Origin of the sequence: Streptomyces sp. NBC_01478 (genome assembly GCF_036227225.1) — a bacterium.
In the GTDB taxonomy this organism is placed as follows: domain Bacteria; phylum Actinomycetota; class Actinomycetes; order Streptomycetales; family Streptomycetaceae; genus Streptomyces.
The window spans coordinates 5,623,702-5,645,369 of sequence record NZ_CP109444.1 but is presented as its reverse complement, the minus strand read 5'-3'; the positions used below and the strand labels follow the sequence as shown (position 1 = coordinate 5,645,369).

Here is a 21,668-nt window from a genome sequence, read left to right as displayed (position 1 = left end):
CCCCTCAGCCCGCGTGCAGCTCCGTCAACTGGCCCAGCGGCAGCGTGTGTTGGGTCTGGAGGACCTTCGCGCGGAGATAGCGGACGTTGTGCGGGGTGGTGAAGACACCGGTCGGCACCCGGTCGTGCACGTCGATGCCGAGACCGCGCAACTGGTCCGCCTTGTCGGGGTTGTTGGAGAGCAGGTCCAGCGAGGTGATCCCGAGGGCGGTGAGCATCTGCGCGGCGGAGGTGTAGTCGCGGGCGTCCTCGGGCAGGCCCAGCGCGGTGTTCGCCGCGTAGGTGTCGAGGCCCTGGTCCTGGAGGGCGTACGCGTCGAGCTTGTTGTAGAGGCCGATGCCCCGGCCCTCCTGGCGCAGATAGAGCAGGACACCGCCGCGGTCGGCGATGCGCTCGACGGCCTCGCGCAACTGGGGTCCGCAGTCGCAGCGGGCGGAGCCGAAGACATCGCCGGTCAGGCATTCGGAGTGCAGCCGGACCAGCGGGGTGGTGCCGGGGGCGGGGTCGCCGAGGACGACCGCGACATGCTCCTGGCCGTCGGTCAGGCCGTGGAAGGTGACGAGTTCGGCGTCGACGCCGTAGCCGTCCTGGAAGCGCAGCGGTACCCGGACGCGGGCACGCGGGGTGGCGGCGGGGAAGTCGGGCATGCGGGTCTCCGTGGTCAGGCGGTAGGTATGCGGATGTGCTTCAGTTTTGAAGCACATCCACGATCACGGACACTACCTCATGCTTGAAATTTGAAGCAACAGATTTGTGGGACGGGTCACGAAGGCGGGTCATGGCGACGGGGCGCGAAGGCGGGTCACGAACACGACGGTGTGGAGCGGCGCCGCCACGGAACGTCCTCCGGCGTCTCCAGCGCCCGCGCGATCTGGGTGCTGATCTCCTCCAACTGGCCCACCTGCTCCGGGGTGAGATGGTCGAAGATCGCCGCGCGGACGGTCTCGACATGGCCCGGCGCCGTACGCTCCAGGACGTCCATCCCCGCGTCGGTCAGGATCGCGGTGCTGCCCCGCTTGTCCGACGGACACCCCTCCCGCCGCACCAGACCGTCCTTCTCCAGCCGGGTCACCGCGTACGTCAGCCGGCTCCGGGTGATCTTCGACTTCTCGGCGAGGTCGGTCATCCGCAGCCGGCGGTCCGGTACGTCGGAGAGGTTGGCGAGGATGGAGTAGTACAGGTGGGGCATGCCGGCCTCCTGCTGGAGCTGCCGGTCGATCGCGTCCTCCAGGAGGTGCGTCGCGGCGATGTACGCGCGCCAGGCGCGCTGCTCCTCGGCGGTGAGCCAGCGAGTCGTCATGCCCCCAGTGTAGGTTTGTTTCAAACTTGAACCAAGCCCCACTGTTCCAAGCCCCGCCATTCCGTCGAGCCGGGAGCGCGTCGATGTCCTTCCCCCACGTCCTGCTGTCCGCCGCCGTCTCCCTCGACGGCTACCTCGACGACACCGGCCCCGACCGGCTGCTCCTCTCCAGCCCGGCCGACTTCGACCGGGTCGACGAGGTCCGGGCGTCCGTGGACGCGATCCTCATCGGCGCCGGCACGATCCGCGCGGACAACCCCCGCCTCCTCGTCAACTCCCCGGCCCGCCGAGCCGCCCGCACCGCCGCGGGCAAGCCGGAATACCCCCTCAAGGTCACGGTCAGCGGCTCCGGCGAACTGGACCCGAGCGCCAACTTCTGGCACACGGGCGGCGACAAACTCGTCTATACGACGGACAAGGGCGCGGAGCGAGCACGCCAACTCGGCCTGGCCGCAGACATCGTGGCCCTCGGCCCCGACCTCGACTGGCGCCAACTGCTCGAACACCTCCACGCCGTCAGGGGAGTTGACCGCCTGATGGTCGAGGGCGGCGGCACGATCCACACCCAACTCCTCCAGCAGGGCCTGGCCGACGAACTCCAACTCGTCCTGTCCCCGCTCTTCGTGGGCACCCCGGACGCCCCCCGCCTCTTCGGCCCCGGCACCTACCAGGCAGGCCGCCTCCGCCTCCTCGAAACCCGCCCCATCGAGGACGTCGTCCTCATCCGCTACGAACCCACCGCCCCCGGCACCGGTGACCTCCCCGCCGCGGCCGACCACCACTGGCTCGCCCTCGCCTGCGACCTGGCCGCCGGCTGCCCGCCCTCGGAGACGGCGTTCAGCGTCGGCGCGGTGGTCGTGGCCGAGGACGGCACGGAACTCGCCCGGGGCCACTCCCGCGAGGCCGGCGACCCGGTGGTCCACGCGGAGGAGGCGGCCCTGGCCAAGCTCGACCCGGCGGACCCCCGCCTCCCCACCGCCACGGTCTACACCAGCCTCGAACCCTGCACCCACCGCGCCTCCCGCCCCAAGCCCTGCGCCCGCCTGATCCTCGACGCGGGTGTCCGGAGGGTGGTGACCGCTTGGCGCGAGCCGGACACGTTCGTGGCGGCCGCCGACGGAAGCGGGGCGCTGGCCGCGCAGGGGGTCTCCGTGCTCGTACTCCCGGAGTACGAGGAGCGGGCGAAGGCGCCGAACGGACATCTGCTGAGGTGACCGGAATCAGCCCGTGCGGCGCCTTTTCGGCACGGGTGAGCAGAATCGGCATGTGCGGCGCCTGGGTATGGGTGAGCAGAATCAGCATGTGCGACGCCGTTTCGGCAGGGGCAAGCAAAGTCAGCACGTGCGGCGCCTTTCTTCGGCACGGGCGAGCAAAATCAGCCTGTCCAGCGCCTCTTCATCACCGGCCCACAAAATCAGCCCGTCCGGAGCCTCTCCAGCACAGGTCAGCAGCATCCAGCCCGTCCGGCGCTTTTCAGCACGGGCCGGCGACATCCAGCCCGTCCGGCGCCTTTTCAGCACGGTCGGCAACACCCAGCCTGTCCGGCCCCTTTTCAGCACGGCCGGGCAACATCCAGTCCGTCCGGTGCCTGTTCAGCGCAGGCCCACAAAATCAGCCCGTCCGGCGTTTGAGGACGAGGCACTTTCGGGCCGAAGCGGGGGCCTGGGGGCGGCAGCCCCCGGACGCCCACACCAACACCCCCCAGCACGACCAATCGGCCCATCAAATCCTGCGGCTCCATCCCCGAAGGGCCACGCTGCGAATGACCCGGTAGGGACAACGCGGAGGTAGGACACATGAGGGCAGCGGCGGTGCTGGGCGCGACCGTGGTCGCAGGGCTTCTCGCCTCGTGCGGGGCGGCGGACACCGGCACCCGGACCATGGCACGGGCCCTGCCCGCCGACGCGGCGTTCACCCACCCCGGAGTACTGGTCAGCAAGGGCCAGTTGGACGCCGTACGGCAGAACGTGGCCGCCGGGAAGCAGCCCTGGCTCAAGGCGTACTTCGGGATGCGGGACAGCAAGTACGGGTCGTACAAGTACACGGCGAAGCCGTCCGCCGACGTCGACTGCCCATGGAACGGCAAGGCCGCGCACGGCTGCGTCGAGGAGCGCGAGGACGCGATCGCGGCGTACACGCAGGCCCTGCTGTTCAGCATCACCGGGAAGCAGCACCACGCGCTCAAGGCGCGGGAGATCATGGACGACTGGTCGGCGAGGATGAAGGAGCACACCTCCGACGACGCCGGGCTGCAGACCGCGTGGGCGGGGTCGACCTGGGCGCGCGCTGCGGAGATCGTGCGGTACGCGCCCGGCGCCGACTGGCCGGCGGACAGGGTCAAGCGGTTCGGGACGATGCTGCGTACCGCCTACGAGCCGGAAGTCACCAAGAACCTGCCGGACTACAACGGCAACTGGGACCTCGCGATGACCGACGCGGCGATCGGCATCGCCGTCTTCCTCGACGACCACAAGGCCTTCGATGCGGCCGTCAAACGCTTCCGCGACCGCGTGCCCGCCTACTTCTACCTGGCCAAGGACGGCAAGGTGCCGCTCGCCCCGGTCGGGTCGAAGCTCACCACCCCGCAGAAGCTGACGACGTACTGGTTCAAGCAGACCACCTTCAAGGACGGCGTCGCCCAGGAGACCTGCCGCAACTTCAAGCACGTCGGGTACTCGCTCGCGGCCACCGCGCACATCGCCGAGACCGCCTGGCACCAGGGCGTCGACCTCTACGCCGGGGTCAAGGACCGGCTCAAGGCAGCCCTCGACCTGCACGCCCGCTACCAGCTCGGCGAGCCCGCGCCCGCCTGGTTGTGCGGCGGCAAGGTCGACCGGAACATGGGGCCCGACCTGGAGGTCGCCCTCAACCACCTGGAGGGCCGGCTCGGCGAGAAGGTGCCCGCCGCGCACAAGCTCGCCGAGGAGAGCAGGCCGGCCGGCAGCGACGACCTCTTCGTCTCCTGGGAGACCCTCACGCACGCCGGGAACACCGCCGACTGAAACCCGTGTGACATCGGACCCCGCGAATGGCGTATAGTTGCAATCACAACGGCGCGGGGTGGAGCAGCTCGGTAGCTCGCTGGGCTCATAACCCAGAGGTCGCAGGTTCAAATCCTGTCCCCGCTACTAAGGCCAAGGGCCGGAATCCAGAAATGGGTTCCGGCCCTTGGTGTTTCCCGCCCGTCTCTCCCACCCCGTCTCTCCCACCCCGATTGGCCCGCCCCGCTCGCCGCCCTCCCCCCACCGGGAAAAACTGGTCGCGTGGAGGAGGAGGGTCCGTATGTGCGAGCCGGCGGGCGCCTGCCCGGCGATCCCACGCCCGACCCCGGCCTCGGCCCCGACGAGGGACGCCGGATCCCGTACGCCCTCGCCTTCGTCCGCTGCCTGCCCCCGCTGCTGCTGATCGTCGGGGCCTGCTACGACTACTTCACCCCGCAGGACTTCACGGCGGCCCCCTTCTTCACCGCCGCCCCGCTCGTCGCCGCCCCGCTCTACTCGCGGCGCGGCACCGTCCTCACCGGCCTGGCCTCCGTCGTCGTCGGCCTCGTGGTCCACATCAGGCTCGGCATCGTCTTCCGCATGGACGCGGTCACCGAGGCGGCCACCGTGGTGACGGTCGCCGTCCTCGCGGTCCTGATCAACCTCCTGGTCCGCCGCGGCAGAGAACAGCTCGCCTCCGCGCGCGAGATCGCCGAGGCCGCCCAGCGCGCCGTACTGCCCGAACCGGCCGAGCGGATCGGCGGGTTCGCGATCGCGGCACGGTACGAGGCGGCGCAGGAGGGCGCGTTCATCGGCGGCGACCTGTACGCGGTGCAGGACACCCCGCACGGCGTACGGCTGGTCGTCGGCGACGTGCGCGGGAAGGGCATGGGCGCGGTCGCCGCCGTCGCCGTGGTGATCGGGGCGTTCCGGGAGGCGGCCGAGCAGGAGACCACCCTGGAGGCGGTCGCCCAGCGGCTGGAGCGGGCGCTGGCGCGCGAGGGCACCCGGCGTGACGGGCTCGACGCGTTCGAGGGGTTCACCACGGCGGTCCTCGCCGAACTCCCGCACGGCGACGGCGTCGTACGGATCGTCGACCGCGGGCATCCGCCGCCGCTGCTCCTGCACGAGGACGGCACCGTGGGCACGTTGCTCGTCAAGGAGCCCGCACTGCCGCTGGGAATGGGCGAGTTGGGGGTCTGGCCCGACCGCGTCGAGGAGTTCGCGTTCCCGGGCGGGGCCACGCTGCTGGTGTACACCGACGGGCTGTCCGAGGCGCGCGACGCCTGCGGGGTCTTCTACGACCCGGGGGAGCGACTGGCCGGCCGGACCTTCCGCAGCCCCGAGGCGCTGCTCGACATCCTCGCCAAGGAGGTCCGCCGCTACTCCGGGGGCTGGATGACGGACGACATGGCGATGATCGCCGTACGCCATCCATGACCGTCCGGGCCGGATATCACGGGCCGTGATCGGGCGACCGCCCTCCGCATAACAACTGACATACCGTCAATACCTGTGGGAATTCTGAGACTTGGCCAACTCGCCCGTTTTTCGCCGGTGGTGGGCCGTTCGTCCAGCAAGGAAAGGTTAATGATCAAGCGGAACGGCTTGGAAAGGGGTGCCTGTGTCTATTAACGTTCGATAACGCAGCGCGGTCGTCCCAGTTGTCACAAGAGACAGCTCCGTGCGCACGCGCCGAATCCCGCGAGGGAACCGGGGAACCACCACTTGGGGTGAATCGCTCGTCGACAGCCGTGGGAACACGGCAGGTTTACGCGCGTAGGAGACCTTCCTGCTCCGAACCCGTCAGCTAACCCGGTAGGCGAGAAGGAAGGAAAGGAGCACGCCCACGTGGCGTCAAACCAGGCTGCCCCAGAAGCCCCTGTCGTCTACGGCGGTTACCGCCCCGACGAGGGCCCCTGGGAGGAGTGGAATCCCAGCGCGGAGTCCGTTGCTCCCAACCGCGGCAAGCACCGTGTCGCAAAGCAGCGTGGTGGCGGAGGATTCGCCCGCAGCTCCACCGTTCTGGGCGTCGGTGTCATAGCCGCCGTCAGCGCGGGCGGGATGGCAAGCGCCAACACCGGCAAGCCGCCGGTCTCGATCTCCATGCCCGACCTGCCCTCCGTGGGCCATCTGCTGGACGACTCCTCCAGCACCCCCAAGGGTTCCGCGACCGCGCTCAGCAGCGTCGGCGTGACCACCACCGAGACCGCCAAGGGCGCCTCGGACGCGGGTGAGCTGCTGCGCAACCGGATCATGGAGCAGGCCGAACTCCAGCAGCTCCAGGTCGACGGCAAGTCGAAGGCCGCCGCCGAGGCCGCCGTCGCCAAGCAGGTCGACGCCGCTGCCGCCAAGGCCGAGAAGGACGCGGCGAAGAAGGCCGCCGACGCGAAGAAGGCCGCGGAGGCCGCCGCCAAGAAGAAGGCCGAGGCCGCGAAGCTCGCCGAGCTGGCCAAGCAGTACACGCTGCCGGTCGGCTCGTACACGATCACCGGCACCTTCGGCCAGGCCGGCTCGATGTGGTCCTCCGGCTACCACACCGGACTCGACTTCGCCGCGCCCACCGGCACGCTGATCAAGGCCATCCACAGCGGCACGGTCACCGAGGCGGGCTGGGCCGGGTCGTACGGCTACCGCACGATCCTCACCCTCGACGACGGCACCGAGCTGTGGTTCTGCCACCAGTCCTCGATCAACGTCAGCGTCGGGCAGAAGGTCGCCACCGGTGACGTCATCGGCCGCGTGGGCGCCACCGGCAACGTGACCGGACCGCACCTCCACCTGGAGGTCCACATCAACGGCGCGGCCACCGCCAGCGACCCGGCGCCCTGGCTGCGCAGCAAGGGCCTCAACCCCTGAGCCTCTGGAATAGCGGGTTCCGGTCCGGCTGTTGAAGAGAGGCATGACTTCTCTTCGCAAGCTGGGCCGGTCCGACCTCGAGGTCTTCCCGCTCTCCCTCGGCGGCAACGTCTTCGGCTGGACCGCCGACGAGGCGACCTCCTTCGCCGTCCTCGACGCGTACGCCGCCGCGGGCGGCAACTTCATCGACACCGCCGACTCGTACTCGGCGTTCGCGCCGGGCAACCAGGGCGGCGAGTCCGAGACCATCATCGGCAAGTGGGTCGAGGCCCGCGGCAACCGCTCCGACGTCGTCATCGCCACCAAGGTCAGCCAGCACCCCGAGTTCCAGGGCCTGAGCGCCGCCAACATCAAGGCCGCCGCGGACGCGTCCCTGCGCCGCCTGGGCACGGACCACATCGACCTCTACTACACCCACTGGGACAAGGTCGAGGTACCGGTCGAGGAGATCATCGGCGCGCTGGACGAGCTGGTGAAGGCGGGCAAGGTCCGCCAGATCGCCGCCTCCAACATCTCCCCGGAGCGCCTGACGGCATCCCTCGACTTCTCCGACCGCGAGGGCCTGGCGCGCTATGTCGCCGTGCAGCCCCACTACAACCTGGTCTCGCGCGACACCTACGAGGGCGAACTGCTGGACGTCGTCGAGCGGAACGGCCTGTCGGCGCTGCCGTACTTCGCGCTGGCCTCCGGATTCCTCACCGGCAAGTACCGCCCCGGTACGACGGTCGACAGCCCGCGGGCCGGGCGCGCGGCGCAGTACCTCGAGTCGGAGCGCGGCCGGAAGGTCCTCACCGCCCTGGACGAGGTCGCCCGGGCCCACGACGCCCCGGTCGCCACGGTCGCCCTGGCCTGGCTCGCCGCCCGGCCCACGGTCGCGGCCCCGATCGCCTCCGCCCGCACGGTCGACCAGCTCCCCGCGCTGCTGGCCGTGGCCGAACTGGAGCTGACGGACACGGAGATCGCCAAGCTGACGGACGCCTCCGCCTAAGAGCCGTCAGGACCGGTACGGGTTGTACAGGGAAGTCCCGTACGACCCGTACACCGGCGGCCACGGCGGCACCACCACCGGCACCGGAGGCACCGTCCGCCGCGCCGCGTAGTCCAGCGCCGGCCGCGCCACCTCCCGGCGCAGCCACAGCTCGTGCAGCAACTCCCTTTCCCGTACGACGAATTCGGCGCCGGCGCGGCCCCGTGCGGCCCGGTGTCGCAGGAACGCCAGGGAGGTCGCGTACGCCTCGTACTGGGCGACCGAGCGGCCCGCAGGGCGGCCGAGGTGGTGGCGGGCGTACTCGCGGGCCAGCCGCCGTGCCTTCATCGAGCCGAGCACGGACGGTTCGGCCGGGGTCAGCCAGCCCGCGTACACGTAGACGGGCAACTCCTCGCGCACGGTGCGCAGTTCGCGCTGCCGGGTCCAGACCGCGAGCCAGGTCAGCAGGCCGAACATGGGGACCATGAAGACGCCGTAGACCTCGAAGAAGCCGTACTGGCCGAAGGTGGAGGAGCCGTTCCAGATCGCGTGCATGCCCATCGCGAGCAGCAGGCCGGTCAGCGGGACCAGGACGCGCCGGAGGTGGTGCCGGTCGGGGGAGAGCGCGGCGATGCCGAAGCCGATGCCGGTGAGGACGGTGAACAGGGGGTGCGCGAACGGGGACATGACGATGCGCACGAAGAAGGTCGCCGCGGTGACGGAGGTGAAACCGCGGTCGCCGGTGAGCTGGTCGGTGCCGAAGGCGGTGCCGAGGTAGAGGATGTTCTCGGTGAACGCGAAGCCGGTGGCGGTGACCCCGGCTATCACCACGCCGTCGACGATCCCGGTGAAGTCCCGTCTGCGGAACAGGAAGACGAGCAGGACGGCCGCCGCCTTCGCCGACTCCTCGACGATGGGGGCTATGACGGTCGCGCCCAGGGTGTCCGCGCTGGTCGGGTCGGCGGTCGTGGTCGCTATCCATCTGGTCGCGAAGCTGTTGGCGACGATGGCTATGAGGGCTGCGGCGCAGGCGCCCCACGCGAAGGAGAAGAGCAGGTTCCGCCAGGGCCCGGGGTCGACCCGGTCCAGCCAGCGGAACGCGGCGACCAGCGGCGGCACGGGCAGTACGGCGAGCCCCAGGCCCACCAAGAAGCCTTCCGTACCGGTCTGTTGGCGCACGAGTGCGAGGATGACCAGCCCGGAGAGCGTGAGCAGGGTGATCAGCGCGCCGTGCCGGACCCAGTTCCGCCGCCACCAGCGCTCGCGCCGCCCGTGCCCGGGCACACCACCGGCGAGGTGGCCGGGGTGTGGGGGGTACGGCGAAAACGTGGCCACGGCATCGACCCTAACGAGGTAAGGGCACGGCCCGCGATGGAGCCTGGCGTCAGCGCTGGTCGTCGTGGGGTACGCGACGGAACAGCAGATCGTTCACGACATGTCCCTTGTCCAGTCCCTGGCCCTCGAAACGAGTCAGCGGCCGGAAGTCCGGACGGGGCGCAAAACCGCCGTCGGGTTGGCTGTTCTCGTAGTCCGGGTGCGCACCGAGCACGTCCAGCATCTGCTCCGCGTACGGCTCCCAGTCGGTCGCGCAGTGCACGGTCGCCCCGGGCTTGAGCCGGGTCGCGGCCAGCGAGAGGAACTCCGGCTGGATCAGCCGCCGTTTGAGGTGCCGCTTCTTCGGCCAGGGGTCGGGGAAGTAGACGCGCAGCCCGTCGAGCGAGTCCGGGGCGAGCATCTCGCGGAGCAGGATGATCGCGTCCCCGTTGGCGACGCGGATGTTGGAGAGGCCGTGGTGGTCGGCGAGGCCCAGGAGGTTGCCCTGACCCGGGGTGTGCACGTCGGCGGCGAGGATGTTCGTCGCGGGGTCGGCGGCGGCCATCTGCGCGGTGGCTTCGCCCATTCCGAAGCCGATCTCCAGGACGACGGGGTTGTCGTTGCCGAACAACTCGGTCAGATCGAGGCTGCGTTGGCCGTCGATGTCCAGGCCCCACTTGGGCCACAGGCGTTCCAGCGCGTCGGCCTGCCCGGCGGTGACCCGACTCCGGCGCGGCTGAAAACTCCGGATCCGGCGTTCGAAGTGAGAACCGGCGGGGTCGGGCCGAGGCCCGTCGGGGAAACGGGGTTCGCCTTTGGCTCGGGTGCGGGGTGCGGGCTCGGTGGGGGTGTTGGCGGTGTCAGACACAATGCGTTGATTTTACGGGGCGTGCGCCCGAGCGCCTGCCCGGCTTGTGTTGTCGTGCGGGTGCGGGTGCGTCGTGGCTGGTCGCGCCCACGCGGCGGAGCCGCATATCGATACAGCCCCGCGCCCCTTCAGCGGGGTTGTAGTTCTCGGTGCAGTGAGGCCAGCGCGCGTCGGGCCACCTCTCTGCCGATCGGTAGGGAGGCTGTTGCCGCTGGGCTTGGGGCGTTGAGGACGTGGATGGCTCGGGGGCCCTCCTTGATCAGGAAGTCGTCCACGAGGGTGCCGTCCCGGAGTACGGCCTGGGCCCGCACCCCGGCCGGCGACGGCACCAGGTCCTCCGCCGTCACGGCCGGGAGGAGTCGCTGTACGGCTGCCGTGAACGCGCTTTTGGACACCGACCGGCGAAGCTCCCCCGCTCCGTACCGCCAGTGCTGTCGGGCCATCCGCCACACCCCGGGCCAGGCCGCCGTCGTCGCGAGCTCTCGGGGGCGTACGACGCCCCAGCCGTAGCCCTCGCGGGCCAGGGCCGGTACCGCGTTCGGGCCGAGGTGGACGCTGCCGTCGATGCCGCGGGTGAGGTGGACGCCGAGGAACGGGAAGGCCGGGTCGGGTACCGGGTAGACCAGGCCCCGGACCAGCTCGGGTCGGGTGAGGGTGTAGTACTCGCCGCGGAACGGCACGATCCGCATCTCCGGGTCGTCGCCGGTGAGGCGGGCCACGTGGTCGCAGTGCAGGCCGGCGCAGTTCACCAGCACGCGCGCGCGGACGATGTCGCCGCCGGTGGCGGTCACCGTGCGGACGGCGACCCCGCGCTCCGGGCGCCGGTCGATATGGGCGACGCGCGCGCCGTAGCGGATCTCCGCGCCGGAGGCCTCGGCCAAGTGGCGGGCGACCTCGGTGTAGTCGCAGATGCCGGTCGTCGCGACCTGTATGGCCGCGAGGCCGCGCACTTCCGGTTCGTACTCGGCGATCTGTCCGGCGCCGAGCTCCCGCACCGGGATGTTGTTCTCCCGGCCGCGCTGCACGAGCGCGTGCAGACGGGGCAGCTCGGCCCGCTCCGTGGCGACGATCAGCTTCCCGGTGACGGCATGCGGAACGCCGTACTCCGCACAGAACTTGACCATCTCGGCGGCCCCGCGCACCGCGTACCGCGCCTTGAGCGACCCGGGTTTGTAGTAGATCCCGCTGTGGATCACCCCGCTGTTACGGCCCGTCTGGTGCCGAGCGGGCCCGCTCTCCTTCTCCAACACCGTGACGCGAGTGCCCGGTGCGGCACGAGTGATCGCATACGCCGTAGACAGCCCGACGATCCCGCCCCCGACCACAAGCACGTCACAATCAAACCCGACCACGTGCACCACCTCCCGCCTCCGATAGTGCACTGCACCACTGACAGCCACTTCAAACGCCGGGAGGGCTTGTCGCCCTGAAGGGGCGCGGGGCTGTATCGATATGCGGCTCCGCCGCGTGGGCGCGACAAGCCACGACGAACCCGCACCCGCAAGACAACACAAGCCACGCAGACGACTAGGCGGGCGCCATCAACAACGGCCGAGCCCTCTCCCGCAACTCGACAACCCGCGGCTCGTCCCCGTACGGCTCCAGCCGGTGCAGAAGATCCTTCACGTACTCAGTCGTACGCGCCGACGAGATACGCCCAGCGACCTCCACCGCCCGAACCCCTTGCTCGCACGCCGCGTCAAGATTCCCCGACTCCAGCTCGGCCACCGCCGAGACGACGAGCCGGAGACCATGCGACCGCACGAACTCCTCCGTCGGCTTCGACAACGCCTGCTCCGTGAACCGACGGACCTGACGCGGCGCCTTCAAGTCCCGGTAGCACTCCGCCGCGTCCGCGGCGAACCGGTCGTAGCCGTAGAACCCGAGCCACGAGGGATCGTTGTCGCCCTCCCGGGACCGCTCCAGCCACCCCTCCGCCGCCTTCAGGGCAGCGCCGGCCGCCTGGGCGTCCCCCGCCTTCGCATGGGACCGCGCCTCGACGAGCCGGAAGAAGCTCATGGTGCGGGCGGTCGCGAGCCCCCGGTTGCGCTCCAGGGCGGCCTGCGCGAGGTCGACGCCCTCGTCGCCGAAGCCCCGGTAGGTCGCCTGCAACGACATCGACGCCAGTACGTAGCCCCCCAGCGGTACGTCCGCCGCCGCGCGGGCCAGCCGCAGCGCCTGGATGTAGTACCGCTGCGCCGCCTCCTGTTGCCCGGTGTCGAACGCCATCCACCCGGCGAGACGGGTGAGTTCGGCACTCGCGCCGAACAGCGCTCTGCCGACCTCGTCGGAGTACGAGCCGAGCAGCAGCGGTGCCGCCTCCACCCGCAGGCACTCCGGCACCATCGACGAACGCCAGTCACCGCCGCCGTACTTGGAGTCCCAGCGCCTCGCGTCCTCCGCGGCCTCCCGCAGTTTCTGCACATCGCTGTGGCCGACTTTGAGCGGTGTCCCGGAGCTCTCCGCGGAGTTGGCCTCGCGCGCCACCGAACTGTCGGCCGGGGTTATGAGCCACCGTGAGGCGGGCGTTGCGTATGCGCTGACTGCGAACGACCCGGCGAGGGACTGCCAGATGCCTCCGGAGCCGGCCCGGCGGCCGGCGAGGTCGAGGCGGTACAACTCCGTTGCGGAACGCACGGCTTGGCCGACGTCCCGGGGAAAGGCGAGGCCCACTTCCGGTGCGGGATCCGCGTCCGCCAGGCCGATCTCGTGGAGCGGCACAGGGCGGCCGAGCTTCTGGCCGATGGCGGCCGCGATGAGGTGCGGGGCGGCGCCCTGGGGCACCATTCCCTTCGACACCCAGCGCGCCACCGACGTCTTGTCGTAGCGAAGTGTCAACCCGCGTTGAGCGCCAAGATCGTTGACGCGACGCGCGAGTCCTGCGTTGCTGATTCCCGCGAGGGCGAGAACGGTGCCGAGTTTTTCGTTCGGCCCGCGTTGCTCCCTGGACATGCGCCACCCCTCGACACAGACGGCTGCCGCGCTGGCATAACCATGCGGCATTCGTAAACCCAGCGTAGTTCGCCGCATCCCAAGCGTTAAGGGGCATTGTTCCGGTTGGCGGGATTGTGGTCCGTACGCGAGTGCGGGGTTTGCACGCAGGGTTGCGACGTGCCCCCGTCGTGTGGCCGTGCGCCTGTGTGTGCGCTCTTCTCCGGCCATCGGGGGAGCGGTTCCATGGATCGTGCGTGGGTCGGCCCGCTGTACTGGATCCAGTGGGCTGGGGGACACCGCCGCCTACATCCCCGCGGGCGGCGGACCGGTCCGGGAGGCGTACTCCGCCTCCCGGACTGTGCGCGGTGCGAAGCGGTGCGCAAGGCGTGTACGGAGCGTGCGCGAGCCTGTCCTCGTCGCGCCGATTTGGCCGAAAATCGACCCTGACTCTCGGCGCCGAATACCGCTCCTACCACGGGAGTTGAGGGCGCGTTAGGTGTTTTGGGGGAGCGTATCGGGGGCGCATTCGCGTCGCGGACGTAGGGTCTTCCTTGTCCGGTTGTCCCTCGTCCAGGGCGTCTTCACGCGATCTCAAGCGGCTTCTCCGGCCCTCCGGAAGGCGTCCTTCATGGCAGCATGGTGCCCAGTTCGTGCGGTGCACTGGTTGTCCACAGCCTGTGGAGGCGTCGATGCGGTGGTTGGTGGGATGGAGCAGTACCGCCGCTGGAGCCGCCGCGATCGGTTCCGCGGGGGCGACCGGACTCGACGGTGAGACGGTGCACCCGGTGGGGTCCCAACTCCTGTGGGGAGACCCGGATCCGCTGTGGGCGGTCGGCGACTGGCGGCCCGACGAGGTACGGGTCGTGAAGGTCGACGCGGCGACACGTATCGCGGTCCTCGGTACGTGCGGTGCCACGGACGAGGAACTGCGCCTGAGCCTGTTCTCCGCGCGCGGAGGGGCACTTCGGCATCTGACGGCCTGGTCCGGCAGTTACACGGCAGTCGTCAAGGTCAACCGCCGCACCATGGTCTGCGGCGATCTCGCGGGCGCCAAGCCGGTGTTCTACACCCCCTGGGCCGGCGGTACGGCGTACTCCACGGCCGCGCTCCCGCTCGCCGACCTCATCGAGGCCAACCTCGACTTCGGGCACCTCGCCGCGCTCCTCGCCGCCCCGGACGTGCCGGCCGCGCTGCACGACTCGACGCCGTACGAGGGCGTACGGCGCATTCCGCCGGGGCATGCGCTGGTGCTGCGCGCCGGGGCGCGCGAGATCGCCGGGTACGAGCCGGTCGCCTCCCTCGCGGTCGCGGCGGCGGCCGTCGACCCGGACAGCGCGGTGGACGCCGTACGGGACGCCCTCGTGGACGCCGTGCGCGCGCGGCTGTCCGCGCCCCGGCATGTTCCCGACATCGACCCCGGGCCGGTGCCCGGCATGGGGCCCGCCGAACGGCGTGCCGCGCGCGGGATGCCGGTTCCCGGGATCGGGGCGGACCTCTCCGGGGGGCCCGCCTCCGGGACGTTGGCCTTGCTCGCCGCCGGGCTGCCGGGGGCTCCGGGCACGGTCCTGGGGCACGGCACCGGCGCGGGCGAGCGGCTCCTCGCCGTCACGTTCAACGATCTCGCCGTCCCCGGCCGCGAGTCCGAGGTGGAGCGCGCGGGCACGCTGGCGGCCAACCCCCGTCTGCACCACGTGGTGGTGACCGGAGGCGAGGACGTCCTCCCGTACGCCGAACTCGACGGCCCCCTCACCGACGAACCCGGCCCCTCCCTGATCACCGCGGCCCGCCACCGCGCGCGGCTCGCGGCCGGCAGCGCCGACCACTTCACCGGGTACGGCGCCCGACAGGTCCTGGACGCGCACCCGGCCCGTCTCGCCGACCTCCTGATGGACCGCAAACGACGTCATCTGGTGCGCCCGGTGGCCGCGTTGGCGAAGGCGGACGGCTCGGTGATGGTCCCCGGGCGCGTGTACGGCGCGGCCCGGCGCCTCGCCCGTACGCCCTACGGCGCCGGACTCGAAGTCCTTGCCGATCGACTTCTACAGAAGCGCTTCGACGAGCCGGGGGGCGCCGTCGGGGCCTCCCTCGCCGCGCTCACCTGGGCGAGACCGGGGCCCGCGGCCCGTTGGCTGACCGGTGAGGCCCTGGCTGAAGTATCGGTTCGCCTGCAAGGCGCGCCCAGCCGTCAGGGCAGCGGCCCGGGCCAGCGCCCCGGCGACTTCCGCGCGCGTGCGGCCCTCGCCCGCCACGCCTCGGACCTCCGCATCCTGGAACAGGCCGCCGAGATCCGCTCCCAGCGCCTGCACACCCCCTTCCTCGACAACCAGGTGGTCCGCGCCTGCCGGTCCCTTCCCGAGGCGCTACGGGTGCGCCCGGGCGCCCGTGCGGAGATCCTGCGCACGGTCCTGGAGGGCGCCGGCGTCGGCGACCTCCCGCCCGGCTGGGGCGCCCCCTCCCAGGCGTCGGCGACGGCCGCGGCCCGCAAGGGCCTCCGGGTGTCCGCGGACTCCCTGATGGACCTCTTCGCCACGCCTCTGCTCGCGCAGGCGGGTCTGGTGGAGGCCCGGGTCGTCCGCAAGGCGCTGCGCGCGGCGGCCCAGGGTGAGCCGCTGCCCCTGGACGGCCTCGCGGACCTGGTCTCCCTGGAGCTGTGGCTGGGCCGGCTGCTCGCCCGCCGGGGGACCTGCTGGACGGGGACACCCGCACGCGCGCGTGCGGTCCCCGAGGGGATCAGGCCGCAGCGGGGGGCGTTGGCCTCCGGCGGGTGAGCGGGGGTGGCCTCCGGGGGATGAGCGGAAGTGATCTCCGGGGATCAGCGGGAGTGGCTTCGGGGGATGAGCGGGGGCGCCTGCAGCGCGCGGTGTTCTGCCCGTCCAGGAAGGTCACCGGCACTTGGTCCGGTCGGCACACCGGCACAAACCGCCCCGCGTGCCCGCCCCACCGCCAAACGCCGTGACCTCGTGCCGCCCGCCCGGCGACAATGATCCGGTGCGGTACAGAATCCTGGGCAGCACCCGGGCGGAGGACGAACAGGGCACCGATGTGCCCCTCGGCGGTGCGCGGCTGCGCGCGCTGCTCGCCGCGCTCGCGCTGCACCCGGGGCGGGTCGTCCCCTTCGGCACCCTGATCGACGAGGTGTGGACGGAGGAGCCTCCCCAGGACGCCCCGGCCGCCCTCCAGGCCCTGATCGGCCGCCTCCGCCGCACCCTCGGCAAGGACGCGATCGTCTCCGAGCCCGGCGGCTACCGGCTCGCGGCGACCCGGGACGACGTGGACCTGTTCGTCTTCGAGCGGCTGGTGCGCCAGGGGACGGCCGCCCTGGACCGGGGCGACGCGACCGCCGCCGCCCGCGAACTCGGCGAGGCGCTCGCCCTGTGGCGCGGGCCCGCCCTCGCCGACCTCCCGGACAGGTCCGCCGCGGCCCGTCCGGACGCCCTGCGCCAGGAGGCCACCCGCACGCGGGTCGAGGCCGACCTCCTGCTCGGCCGCGCCGCCGACGCCGTACCGGAACTGAAGGAACTGACCGCGGCGCATCCCTACGACGAGCCGCTGCACGCCCTCCTCATCCGTGCTCTGCGCGCCTGTGGCCGCGGGGCGGACGCCCTCGCCGCGTACGAGACGGCCCGGCGTGCGCTGGCCGAGGGGCTCGGTACCGACCCGGGGCCCGAACTCCGGGCGCTGCACGGCGAGTTGCTCACGCCGTCGGCACCGGCGAGCGCGGCGCCCGCCGCCCCCGGGCGGCCCGGACGCGACGGCAACCTGCGTCCACGGCTTACCTCCTTCGTGGGCCGGGAACCCGAGATCGCCGCCATCCGTTCCGAATTGCACAGGGCCCGCCTCGTCACGCTCACCGGACCGGGCGGCTCCGGAAAGACCCGTCTCGCCGAGGAAGCCGCCGCCGGGCTCCCGCAGGCGTGGCTGGTCGAGCTGGCCCGGCTCGACCGGCCGGAGGCGGTGCCGGGCGCGGTGGTCAGTGCCCTCGGTCTGCGCGAGACCGCCCTGCTGACCACCGAGTTGATGACCACGCAGGACGACCCGGTCGCCCTGCTGGTGGAGTACTGCGCCTCGCGCGGCCGACTCCTGATCCTTGACAACTGCGAACATGTCATCGGCGCGGTGGCCGACCTCGCCGAAACCCTCCTGACCCGCTGCCCGGGGCTCACGATCCTCGCCACCAGCCGCGAACCCCTGGGCGTCCCCGGCGAGTCGGTGCGCCCCGTCGAGCCCCTCGTCCCCGACCAGGCGCACCGCCTCTTCACGGAGCGCGCCGCCGCCGTCCGCCCCGACGCGGAGACCGTGCTCCAGGACACGGAGGCGGTCGCGGAGATCTGCCGACGCCTCGACGGCCTGCCCCTGGCCATCGAACTGGCCGCCGCCCGGCTCCGGTTGCTCACCCCGCGCCAGATCGCCGACCGCCTCGACGACCGCTTCCGCCTCCTCACCACCGGGAGCCGCACGGTCCTGCCCCGCCAGCAGACCCTGCGGGCCGTCGTCGACTGGTCCTGGGAGCTGCTCGACGAGCCGGAGCGCACGGTGCTGCGCGAGGTCTCCGTGTTCGCCGGCGGCTGGGACCTCGCGGCGGCGGAGGCCGTGTGCACCGGCCCCGCGGCCCATCTCATCGGCTCCCTGGTCGACAAGTCCCTGATCGTGGCCACCCCGGGAGAGGCCGACGGCGGCATGCGCTACCGCATGCTGGAGACCATCCACGAGTACGCCGTCGAGCGCGCCGCCGAGACCCCCGGGCTGCGCGCCGAGGCCGAGCGCCGGCACGGCGCCTGGGCGCGCGCCCTCCTCGAGGAGGCCGAGCCACTGCTCCGCTCCGGCGACCAACTCCCGTGGATAGCCCGCCTGGAGACCGAGCTGGACAACATCCGGGCAGCCCTCGCCCGCTCCGTCGCCGCACGCGACGAGGCGGAGGCGAGCGCCCTGGTCCTCGCCGTCGGCTGGTTCTGGTGGCTGCGCAACTACCGCACCGAGGGCGCGGAATGGGTGATCCGCGTCCTCGCCCTGGCCACACCGGAGGGGTCCGCCCAGGACCCGTACGAGGTCTACGTCGCCGACCCGGAGGCGGATGCCCGCCACCCCCTGCACGGCCGGCGGATGGACCTGCGGCTGCTGAACCTCTTCCTCAGGGCCGAGTCCGAGCTCCTGGGCCGGACGGAGGACGGTCTGCGGGACGAGCGCATGTGGCAGTACATGAGGCTGATCCAGGGCCACTTCGCCGTCGGCGGCCCGCAGGCGGCCCGGATGCCCGGGCTCATCTGGCCGCTCACCGCCTACTTCCTCACCGAGACGATGGACATCCGGCCCGCCATGGAGACGGCGGTCGTCAACGTCCGTGCCCACGGCGGCGACTGGGAGAACGCGGTCCTGCTGATGTTCCGGACGCACCTGCTCGTCGACTCACCGGGCGGCATGGCGGGCATCGACGAGGACCTGAAGATGCTGAAGGTGCTCTGCGGACGCGTCGGCGACCGCTGGCTGCGCGCCCAGGTCTCCAGCGCGGTCGGCGAGGCCGCCATGGTCCGCGGCCGCTTCGAGGAGGCGAAGTCGGCCTACGAGGAGGCCCTGGAGCTCGCCTACGAGGTCGGCGCCTACACCGAGACCCCGTTCCTCATCGCCCGCCTCGCCGAACTCGCCTTCCGCGCGGGCGACCGCGACAGCGCGCTGGCGGGCCTGGACGAGGCGACCGAGGAGGCCGAGCGGCACGGTGTACCGGACGCCCGCGCGTTCGTCCTGATGCTGCGCGCGCACATCACCCTGGAGGACGGGGAGATCCCGCGCGCGCGGGAGTTGAGCGACCGGGCCCGGGCGGAGAGCGAGAAGGGCACGCCCCCACCGCAGTTCAGGGCCGGCCTGAACGCGGTCGCCGCCCTGGTCACGGCCGCCGAGTCCGGTCCCGGCCCCGGGCTGGTGATGATGACGGCCACCCTGCGCGAGGCCGTGGAGCAGAGCTGCGCCGACGCGCTGATCGGGGCCCTGGTCGACCAGACGGCGCTGCTCTCCGCCGAGCTCGGCGAACTGCCGCGCGCGGTACGCCTGTTGGCCGCCGGAGACCGCTGGCGCGGCGACCATCCGCGCCCCATGCCGGAGCGCGCCCGCGTCGAGCGCACCGAGACCACGGCCCGCGCCGACCTGGGAGCCGAGCGCTACGCCGCCGAACGCGCCCGCGGGGAGACCCTCACCATGGACGAGGTGCTGGCCGAGCTGCCCGGCCCGACCGACGGGTGAACGCCCCTACCGAACGCTCCCACCGACAGGCGAACACCCTTACCGGCAGGTGAACTTCGACTCCGCCCAGTCCGCCAGCGCCAGGCTGTCGAAGGAGCTGTGCGGTTCGACCACGAGCCGTACGGTCGTGCGCCCGGAGAGGCCGACGTGGACGGGCACCGCCGGGTCCCCGCCGTCGATCTCCCCGGACCGCCACAGTCGGACCCCGTCGGCGTACACCGAGAAGGAGACCCTGCCGATCCCGAGCGTCATGTCGTCGACGCCGACCGTCGCGTCGTAGGAGACGCACGGGCGGTTGAGGTCGATCGTGACGGAGGAGCGGCCGTGCACGGTCACCCCGTGGGCGTACCGCGTGCCGCCGATCGAGACGCCGTAGCGCTGCCACACCCAACTGCTCGCGCCGAGCCGGATCTCCGGTGCGGTGCCGTCGCCGTTGACGTTGTAGGAGAGTTCGCTGACCTGGAAGACCGTCGGCGCGGGCGGGGGAGTCGGGGCCGGGGTGGGGCTGGGGGGCGGCGTGGGTGTGGGGGTGGGGGTCGGCCTCGGGGTCGGGGTGGCCTTCTGGGCGGGGCTGGATCTGGGCGTGGGCTTGGGCGACGGGGTCGGAGTGGGCGTGGGCGTCGGCGTCGGCGTGGGCGCCAACGCCGCGGGCTCCTGGGCGGGTTGCTTCTTCGGGGGCACCGGGGTCGGTGACTCGGGCTTGGCGACGGGGGAGGACGAGGGCGCCGGTTTCGCCTCGGGCGTCTTCGTGCGGTGGTCGGTGCCGCCGGTCAGCGCGAGGGCGATCGCCGCCGCGGTGGCCGCGGCGACCACACCGGCCGCGATGCCCGCCTTCACCGGCGCGCCGAGCCCCTCGGAGGCCACCGCGCCTCCCGCGCCGGCGCTGCCGGACGAACTCCCGCCCGCCGCCGCGGCGGCACCCGCGGCACCGGCGGCGCCCGCTCCCGCGCCGCCCGCGATGAGCGCGACCGCCTTGGCGTACCCGGCGGCGCCGAACCAGCCGATGACCGCGACCGGGACGACCGCCGGGATACCGCTGGCGACCTCCTCGATCTGCAGCGCGGCCAGCCGGCACTTGGCGCACTCCTCCAGGTGCTTGCGCAGCCCCCGTTCGGCACGCGTGCGCAGCCGGCGGCGGGCGTAGGTGCCGAGCTGGTCGGCGTAGCGCGCGCACTCCTCGTCGTCGGCGAGGGCGGCGCTCACGTGGGCCTGGAGATAGGCCTGCTTGAGGCCCTCGCGGGCCCGACTGGCCAGCACGCGCGTGCCGTTGGCGTCGAGCCCGAAGAGCGTGGCGACGTCGCTCGGCGACTCGTCCTCGACCTCGGTGTGCCACAGCACGGCCTGCCACCGCTCGGGCAGCGACCGGAAGGCCTGCATGGCCATCGACTGCTCGGCCACGTGCATGGCCCGGACGTCGGCGCCGAGATCGATCGTGTCGTCGTCGGACACTTCGGACACGCGCGCGGACTGCGCGGCGAACACCGCGAAGTCGTCGACGAGTTGCTCCCGCTTCGCCGACTTCGTCCAGTTCGCGGCGACGCGTCGCACGGAGGTCAGCAGATAGGCGCGTACGGCGTGCTCGGGCCCGGACCCGCCGCGCACCGCCTGGAGCATGCGGGCGAACACCTCGGCGGTGAGATCGTCGGCGGTGTGCCCGTCCCGGCAACAGGTACGGGCGTAGCGGCGCACGGCGTCCGCGTGGCGCCGGTACAGCTCCTCGTACGCCGTGTCGTCACCGGCACGCATCCGCTCGATCAACGAGGCGTCGGCGGGGGGCATCTCCAGCGGCGGCGGCAGGACACCGCCGTCGCGACCCTCACGCTGCGGCGGGACACTGCCCTCGCCCGGATCGCCACCCTGGGGGACCACGCTCGGCCCACCCTGACTCGGCACCTGTGGTGAGGTCAGCCCACCGGCCTCCGGGTCACCGTCACCCAGTGACTCGTCACGCCCGTCAACGCTCATCGCGGAAAGCCCCCGCCGCCTGCCCAACCGGTCCCGAACACCGGTCAGCGTAGCCATATTGGCTTTTGTTCAGGACCCCGTCGTACGGACGATCCACTCGTCCGTGGGGACTTCCCGCAACGCAGTACTAGCGTTCACCCCGGCGGGGAAGGCTCAACTGTCGGGCGCGGGGCGGGAGTTGGCGCCGATGTCCAAAATGCCCCGAACGCTCCGGGGCACTCCTCGGGGCGCGGGGTGCACAGCCCCCACG

The 21,668-nt window shown here is 71.9% G+C and carries 15 protein-coding genes, 1 tRNA gene and 1 riboswitch; of the genes, 8 read left to right on the top strand and 8 right to left on the bottom strand.

The features are described 5' to 3' along the window. Positions 1-4: 4 nt before the first annotated feature. Complete coding sequence (locus OG223_RS25405) at positions 5-646, bottom strand: GTP cyclohydrolase II (RefSeq protein ID WP_329252967.1); 642 nt, start codon at positions 644-646, stop codon at positions 5-7. A gap of 155 nt (positions 647-801) precedes the next feature. Beyond that, positions 802-1,299 (bottom strand): MarR family winged helix-turn-helix transcriptional regulator, encoded by a 498-nt coding sequence (locus OG223_RS25400; protein ID WP_329252964.1) that lies wholly within the window; start codon positions 1,297-1,299, stop codon positions 802-804. A gap of 83 nt (positions 1,300-1,382) precedes the next feature. Here OG223_RS25400 and OG223_RS25395 point away from each other — a divergent pair, with 83 nt between their 5' ends. Beyond that, complete coding sequence (locus OG223_RS25395; protein WP_329252961.1) at positions 1,383-2,513, top strand: dihydrofolate reductase family protein; 1,131 nt, start codon at positions 1,383-1,385, stop codon at positions 2,511-2,513. A 120-nt stretch (positions 2,514-2,633) separates the two neighbouring features. Here OG223_RS25395 and OG223_RS25390 read toward each other — a convergent pair whose 3' ends face one another. Further along, entirely contained in the window at positions 2,634-2,831 is a 198-nt protein-coding gene (locus OG223_RS25390) for a hypothetical protein (RefSeq protein WP_329252958.1), read from the bottom strand. A 264-nt stretch (positions 2,832-3,095) separates the two neighbouring features. On the opposite strand from OG223_RS25390, the gene OG223_RS25385 reads away from it, so the two are divergent. The 5 genes from OG223_RS25385 to OG223_RS25365 all read left to right on the top strand — a co-directional run bounded on the left by OG223_RS25385 (position 3,096) and on the right by OG223_RS25365 (position 8,127). Then, a complete protein-coding gene (locus OG223_RS25385) occupies positions 3,096-4,301 on the top strand; it encodes an alginate lyase family protein (protein ID WP_329252955.1) in 1,206 nt (401 codons plus the stop codon). Positions 4,302-4,353: 52 nt separating this feature from the next. Further along, a tRNA-Met gene (locus OG223_RS25380) sits at positions 4,354-4,427 on the top strand. A 135-nt stretch (positions 4,428-4,562) separates the two neighbouring features. Beyond that, positions 4,563-5,720: a PP2C family protein-serine/threonine phosphatase gene (locus OG223_RS25375; protein WP_329252952.1), complete on the top strand. Its 1,158-nt coding sequence runs from the start codon at positions 4,563-4,565 to the stop codon at positions 5,718-5,720. Between the two features lie 243 nt (positions 5,721-5,963). Next, positions 5,964-6,120: riboswitch (cyclic di-AMP (ydaO/yuaA leader) on the top strand. Positions 6,121-6,131: 11 nt separating this feature from the next. Then, a complete protein-coding gene (locus OG223_RS25370; RefSeq protein WP_329252949.1) occupies positions 6,132-7,139 on the top strand; it encodes a M23 family metallopeptidase in 1,008 nt (335 codons plus the stop codon). Between the two features lie 43 nt (positions 7,140-7,182). Then, positions 7,183-8,127 (top strand): aldo/keto reductase, encoded by a 945-nt coding sequence (locus tag OG223_RS25365; RefSeq protein WP_329252947.1) that lies wholly within the window; start codon positions 7,183-7,185, stop codon positions 8,125-8,127. A gap of 6 nt (positions 8,128-8,133) precedes the next feature. Here OG223_RS25365 and OG223_RS25360 read toward each other — a convergent pair whose 3' ends face one another. The 4 genes from OG223_RS25360 to OG223_RS25345 form a co-directional block, all read right to left on the bottom strand. After that, complete coding sequence (locus OG223_RS25360; protein WP_443073739.1) at positions 8,134-9,441, bottom strand: PrsW family intramembrane metalloprotease; 1,308 nt, start codon at positions 9,439-9,441, stop codon at positions 8,134-8,136. A gap of 49 nt (positions 9,442-9,490) precedes the next feature. Continuing rightward, positions 9,491-10,288, bottom strand: coding sequence for a tRNA (guanosine(46)-N7)-methyltransferase TrmB (gene trmB, locus OG223_RS25355; RefSeq protein WP_329252944.1), 798 nt, complete (start codon positions 10,286-10,288; stop codon positions 9,491-9,493). A gap of 128 nt (positions 10,289-10,416) precedes the next feature. Further along, the gene (gene lhgO, locus OG223_RS25350; RefSeq protein WP_329252941.1) at positions 10,417-11,670 is read right to left on the bottom strand and encodes an L-2-hydroxyglutarate oxidase; all 1,254 of its coding nucleotides are present in this window, start codon (positions 11,668-11,670) and stop codon (positions 10,417-10,419) included. Positions 11,671-11,815: 145 nt separating this feature from the next. Beyond that, complete coding sequence (locus OG223_RS25345; RefSeq protein ID WP_026151123.1) at positions 11,816-13,240, bottom strand: hypothetical protein; 1,425 nt, start codon at positions 13,238-13,240, stop codon at positions 11,816-11,818. A gap of 671 nt (positions 13,241-13,911) precedes the next feature. On the opposite strand from OG223_RS25345, the gene OG223_RS25340 reads away from it, so the two are divergent. Together OG223_RS25340 and OG223_RS25335 are read left to right on the top strand one after the other, a co-directional pair. Continuing rightward, on the top strand, positions 13,912-15,990 hold the full coding sequence (locus OG223_RS25340; protein WP_329252937.1) for an asparagine synthase-related protein: 2,079 nt from the start codon (positions 13,912-13,914) through the stop codon (positions 15,988-15,990). 220 nt (positions 15,991-16,210) lie between these two features. After that, positions 16,211-19,453: a BTAD domain-containing putative transcriptional regulator gene (locus tag OG223_RS25335; protein WP_329252934.1), complete on the top strand. Its 3,243-nt coding sequence runs from the start codon at positions 16,211-16,213 to the stop codon at positions 19,451-19,453. Between the two features lie 39 nt (positions 19,454-19,492). On the opposite strand, the gene OG223_RS25330 is transcribed toward OG223_RS25335, so the two are convergent. Next, positions 19,493-21,418 carry a sigma-70 family RNA polymerase sigma factor gene (locus OG223_RS25330; RefSeq protein ID WP_329252931.1) on the bottom strand — a complete coding sequence of 642 codons (1,926 nt, stop codon included), beginning with the start codon at positions 21,416-21,418 and terminating at the stop codon, positions 19,493-19,495. Positions 21,419-21,668: the final 250 nt, after the last annotated feature.

Coding starts and splice junctions, on each gene's coding strand:
- OG223_RS25405 (WP_329252967.1), bottom strand. CDS start 646: ATGCCCGACTTCCCCGCCGCCACCCCGCGTGCCCGCGTCCGGGTACCG.
- OG223_RS25345 (WP_026151123.1), bottom strand. CDS start 13,240: ATGTCCAGGGAGCAACGCGGGCCGAACGAAAAACTCGGCACCGTTCTC.
- OG223_RS25340 (WP_329252937.1), top strand. CDS start 13,912: ATGCGGTGGTTGGTGGGATGGAGCAGTACCGCCGCTGGAGCCGCCGCG.
- OG223_RS25365 (WP_329252947.1), top strand. CDS start 7,183: ATGACTTCTCTTCGCAAGCTGGGCCGGTCCGACCTCGAGGTCTTCCCG.
- OG223_RS25395 (WP_329252961.1), top strand. CDS start 1,383: ATGTCCTTCCCCCACGTCCTGCTGTCCGCCGCCGTCTCCCTCGACGGC.
- OG223_RS25330 (WP_329252931.1), bottom strand. CDS start 21,418: ATGAGCGTTGACGGGCGTGACGAGTCACTGGGTGACGGTGACCCGGAG.
- OG223_RS25400 (WP_329252964.1), bottom strand. CDS start 1,299: ATGACGACTCGCTGGCTCACCGCCGAGGAGCAGCGCGCCTGGCGCGCG.
- OG223_RS25385 (WP_329252955.1), top strand. CDS start 3,096: ATGAGGGCAGCGGCGGTGCTGGGCGCGACCGTGGTCGCAGGGCTTCTC.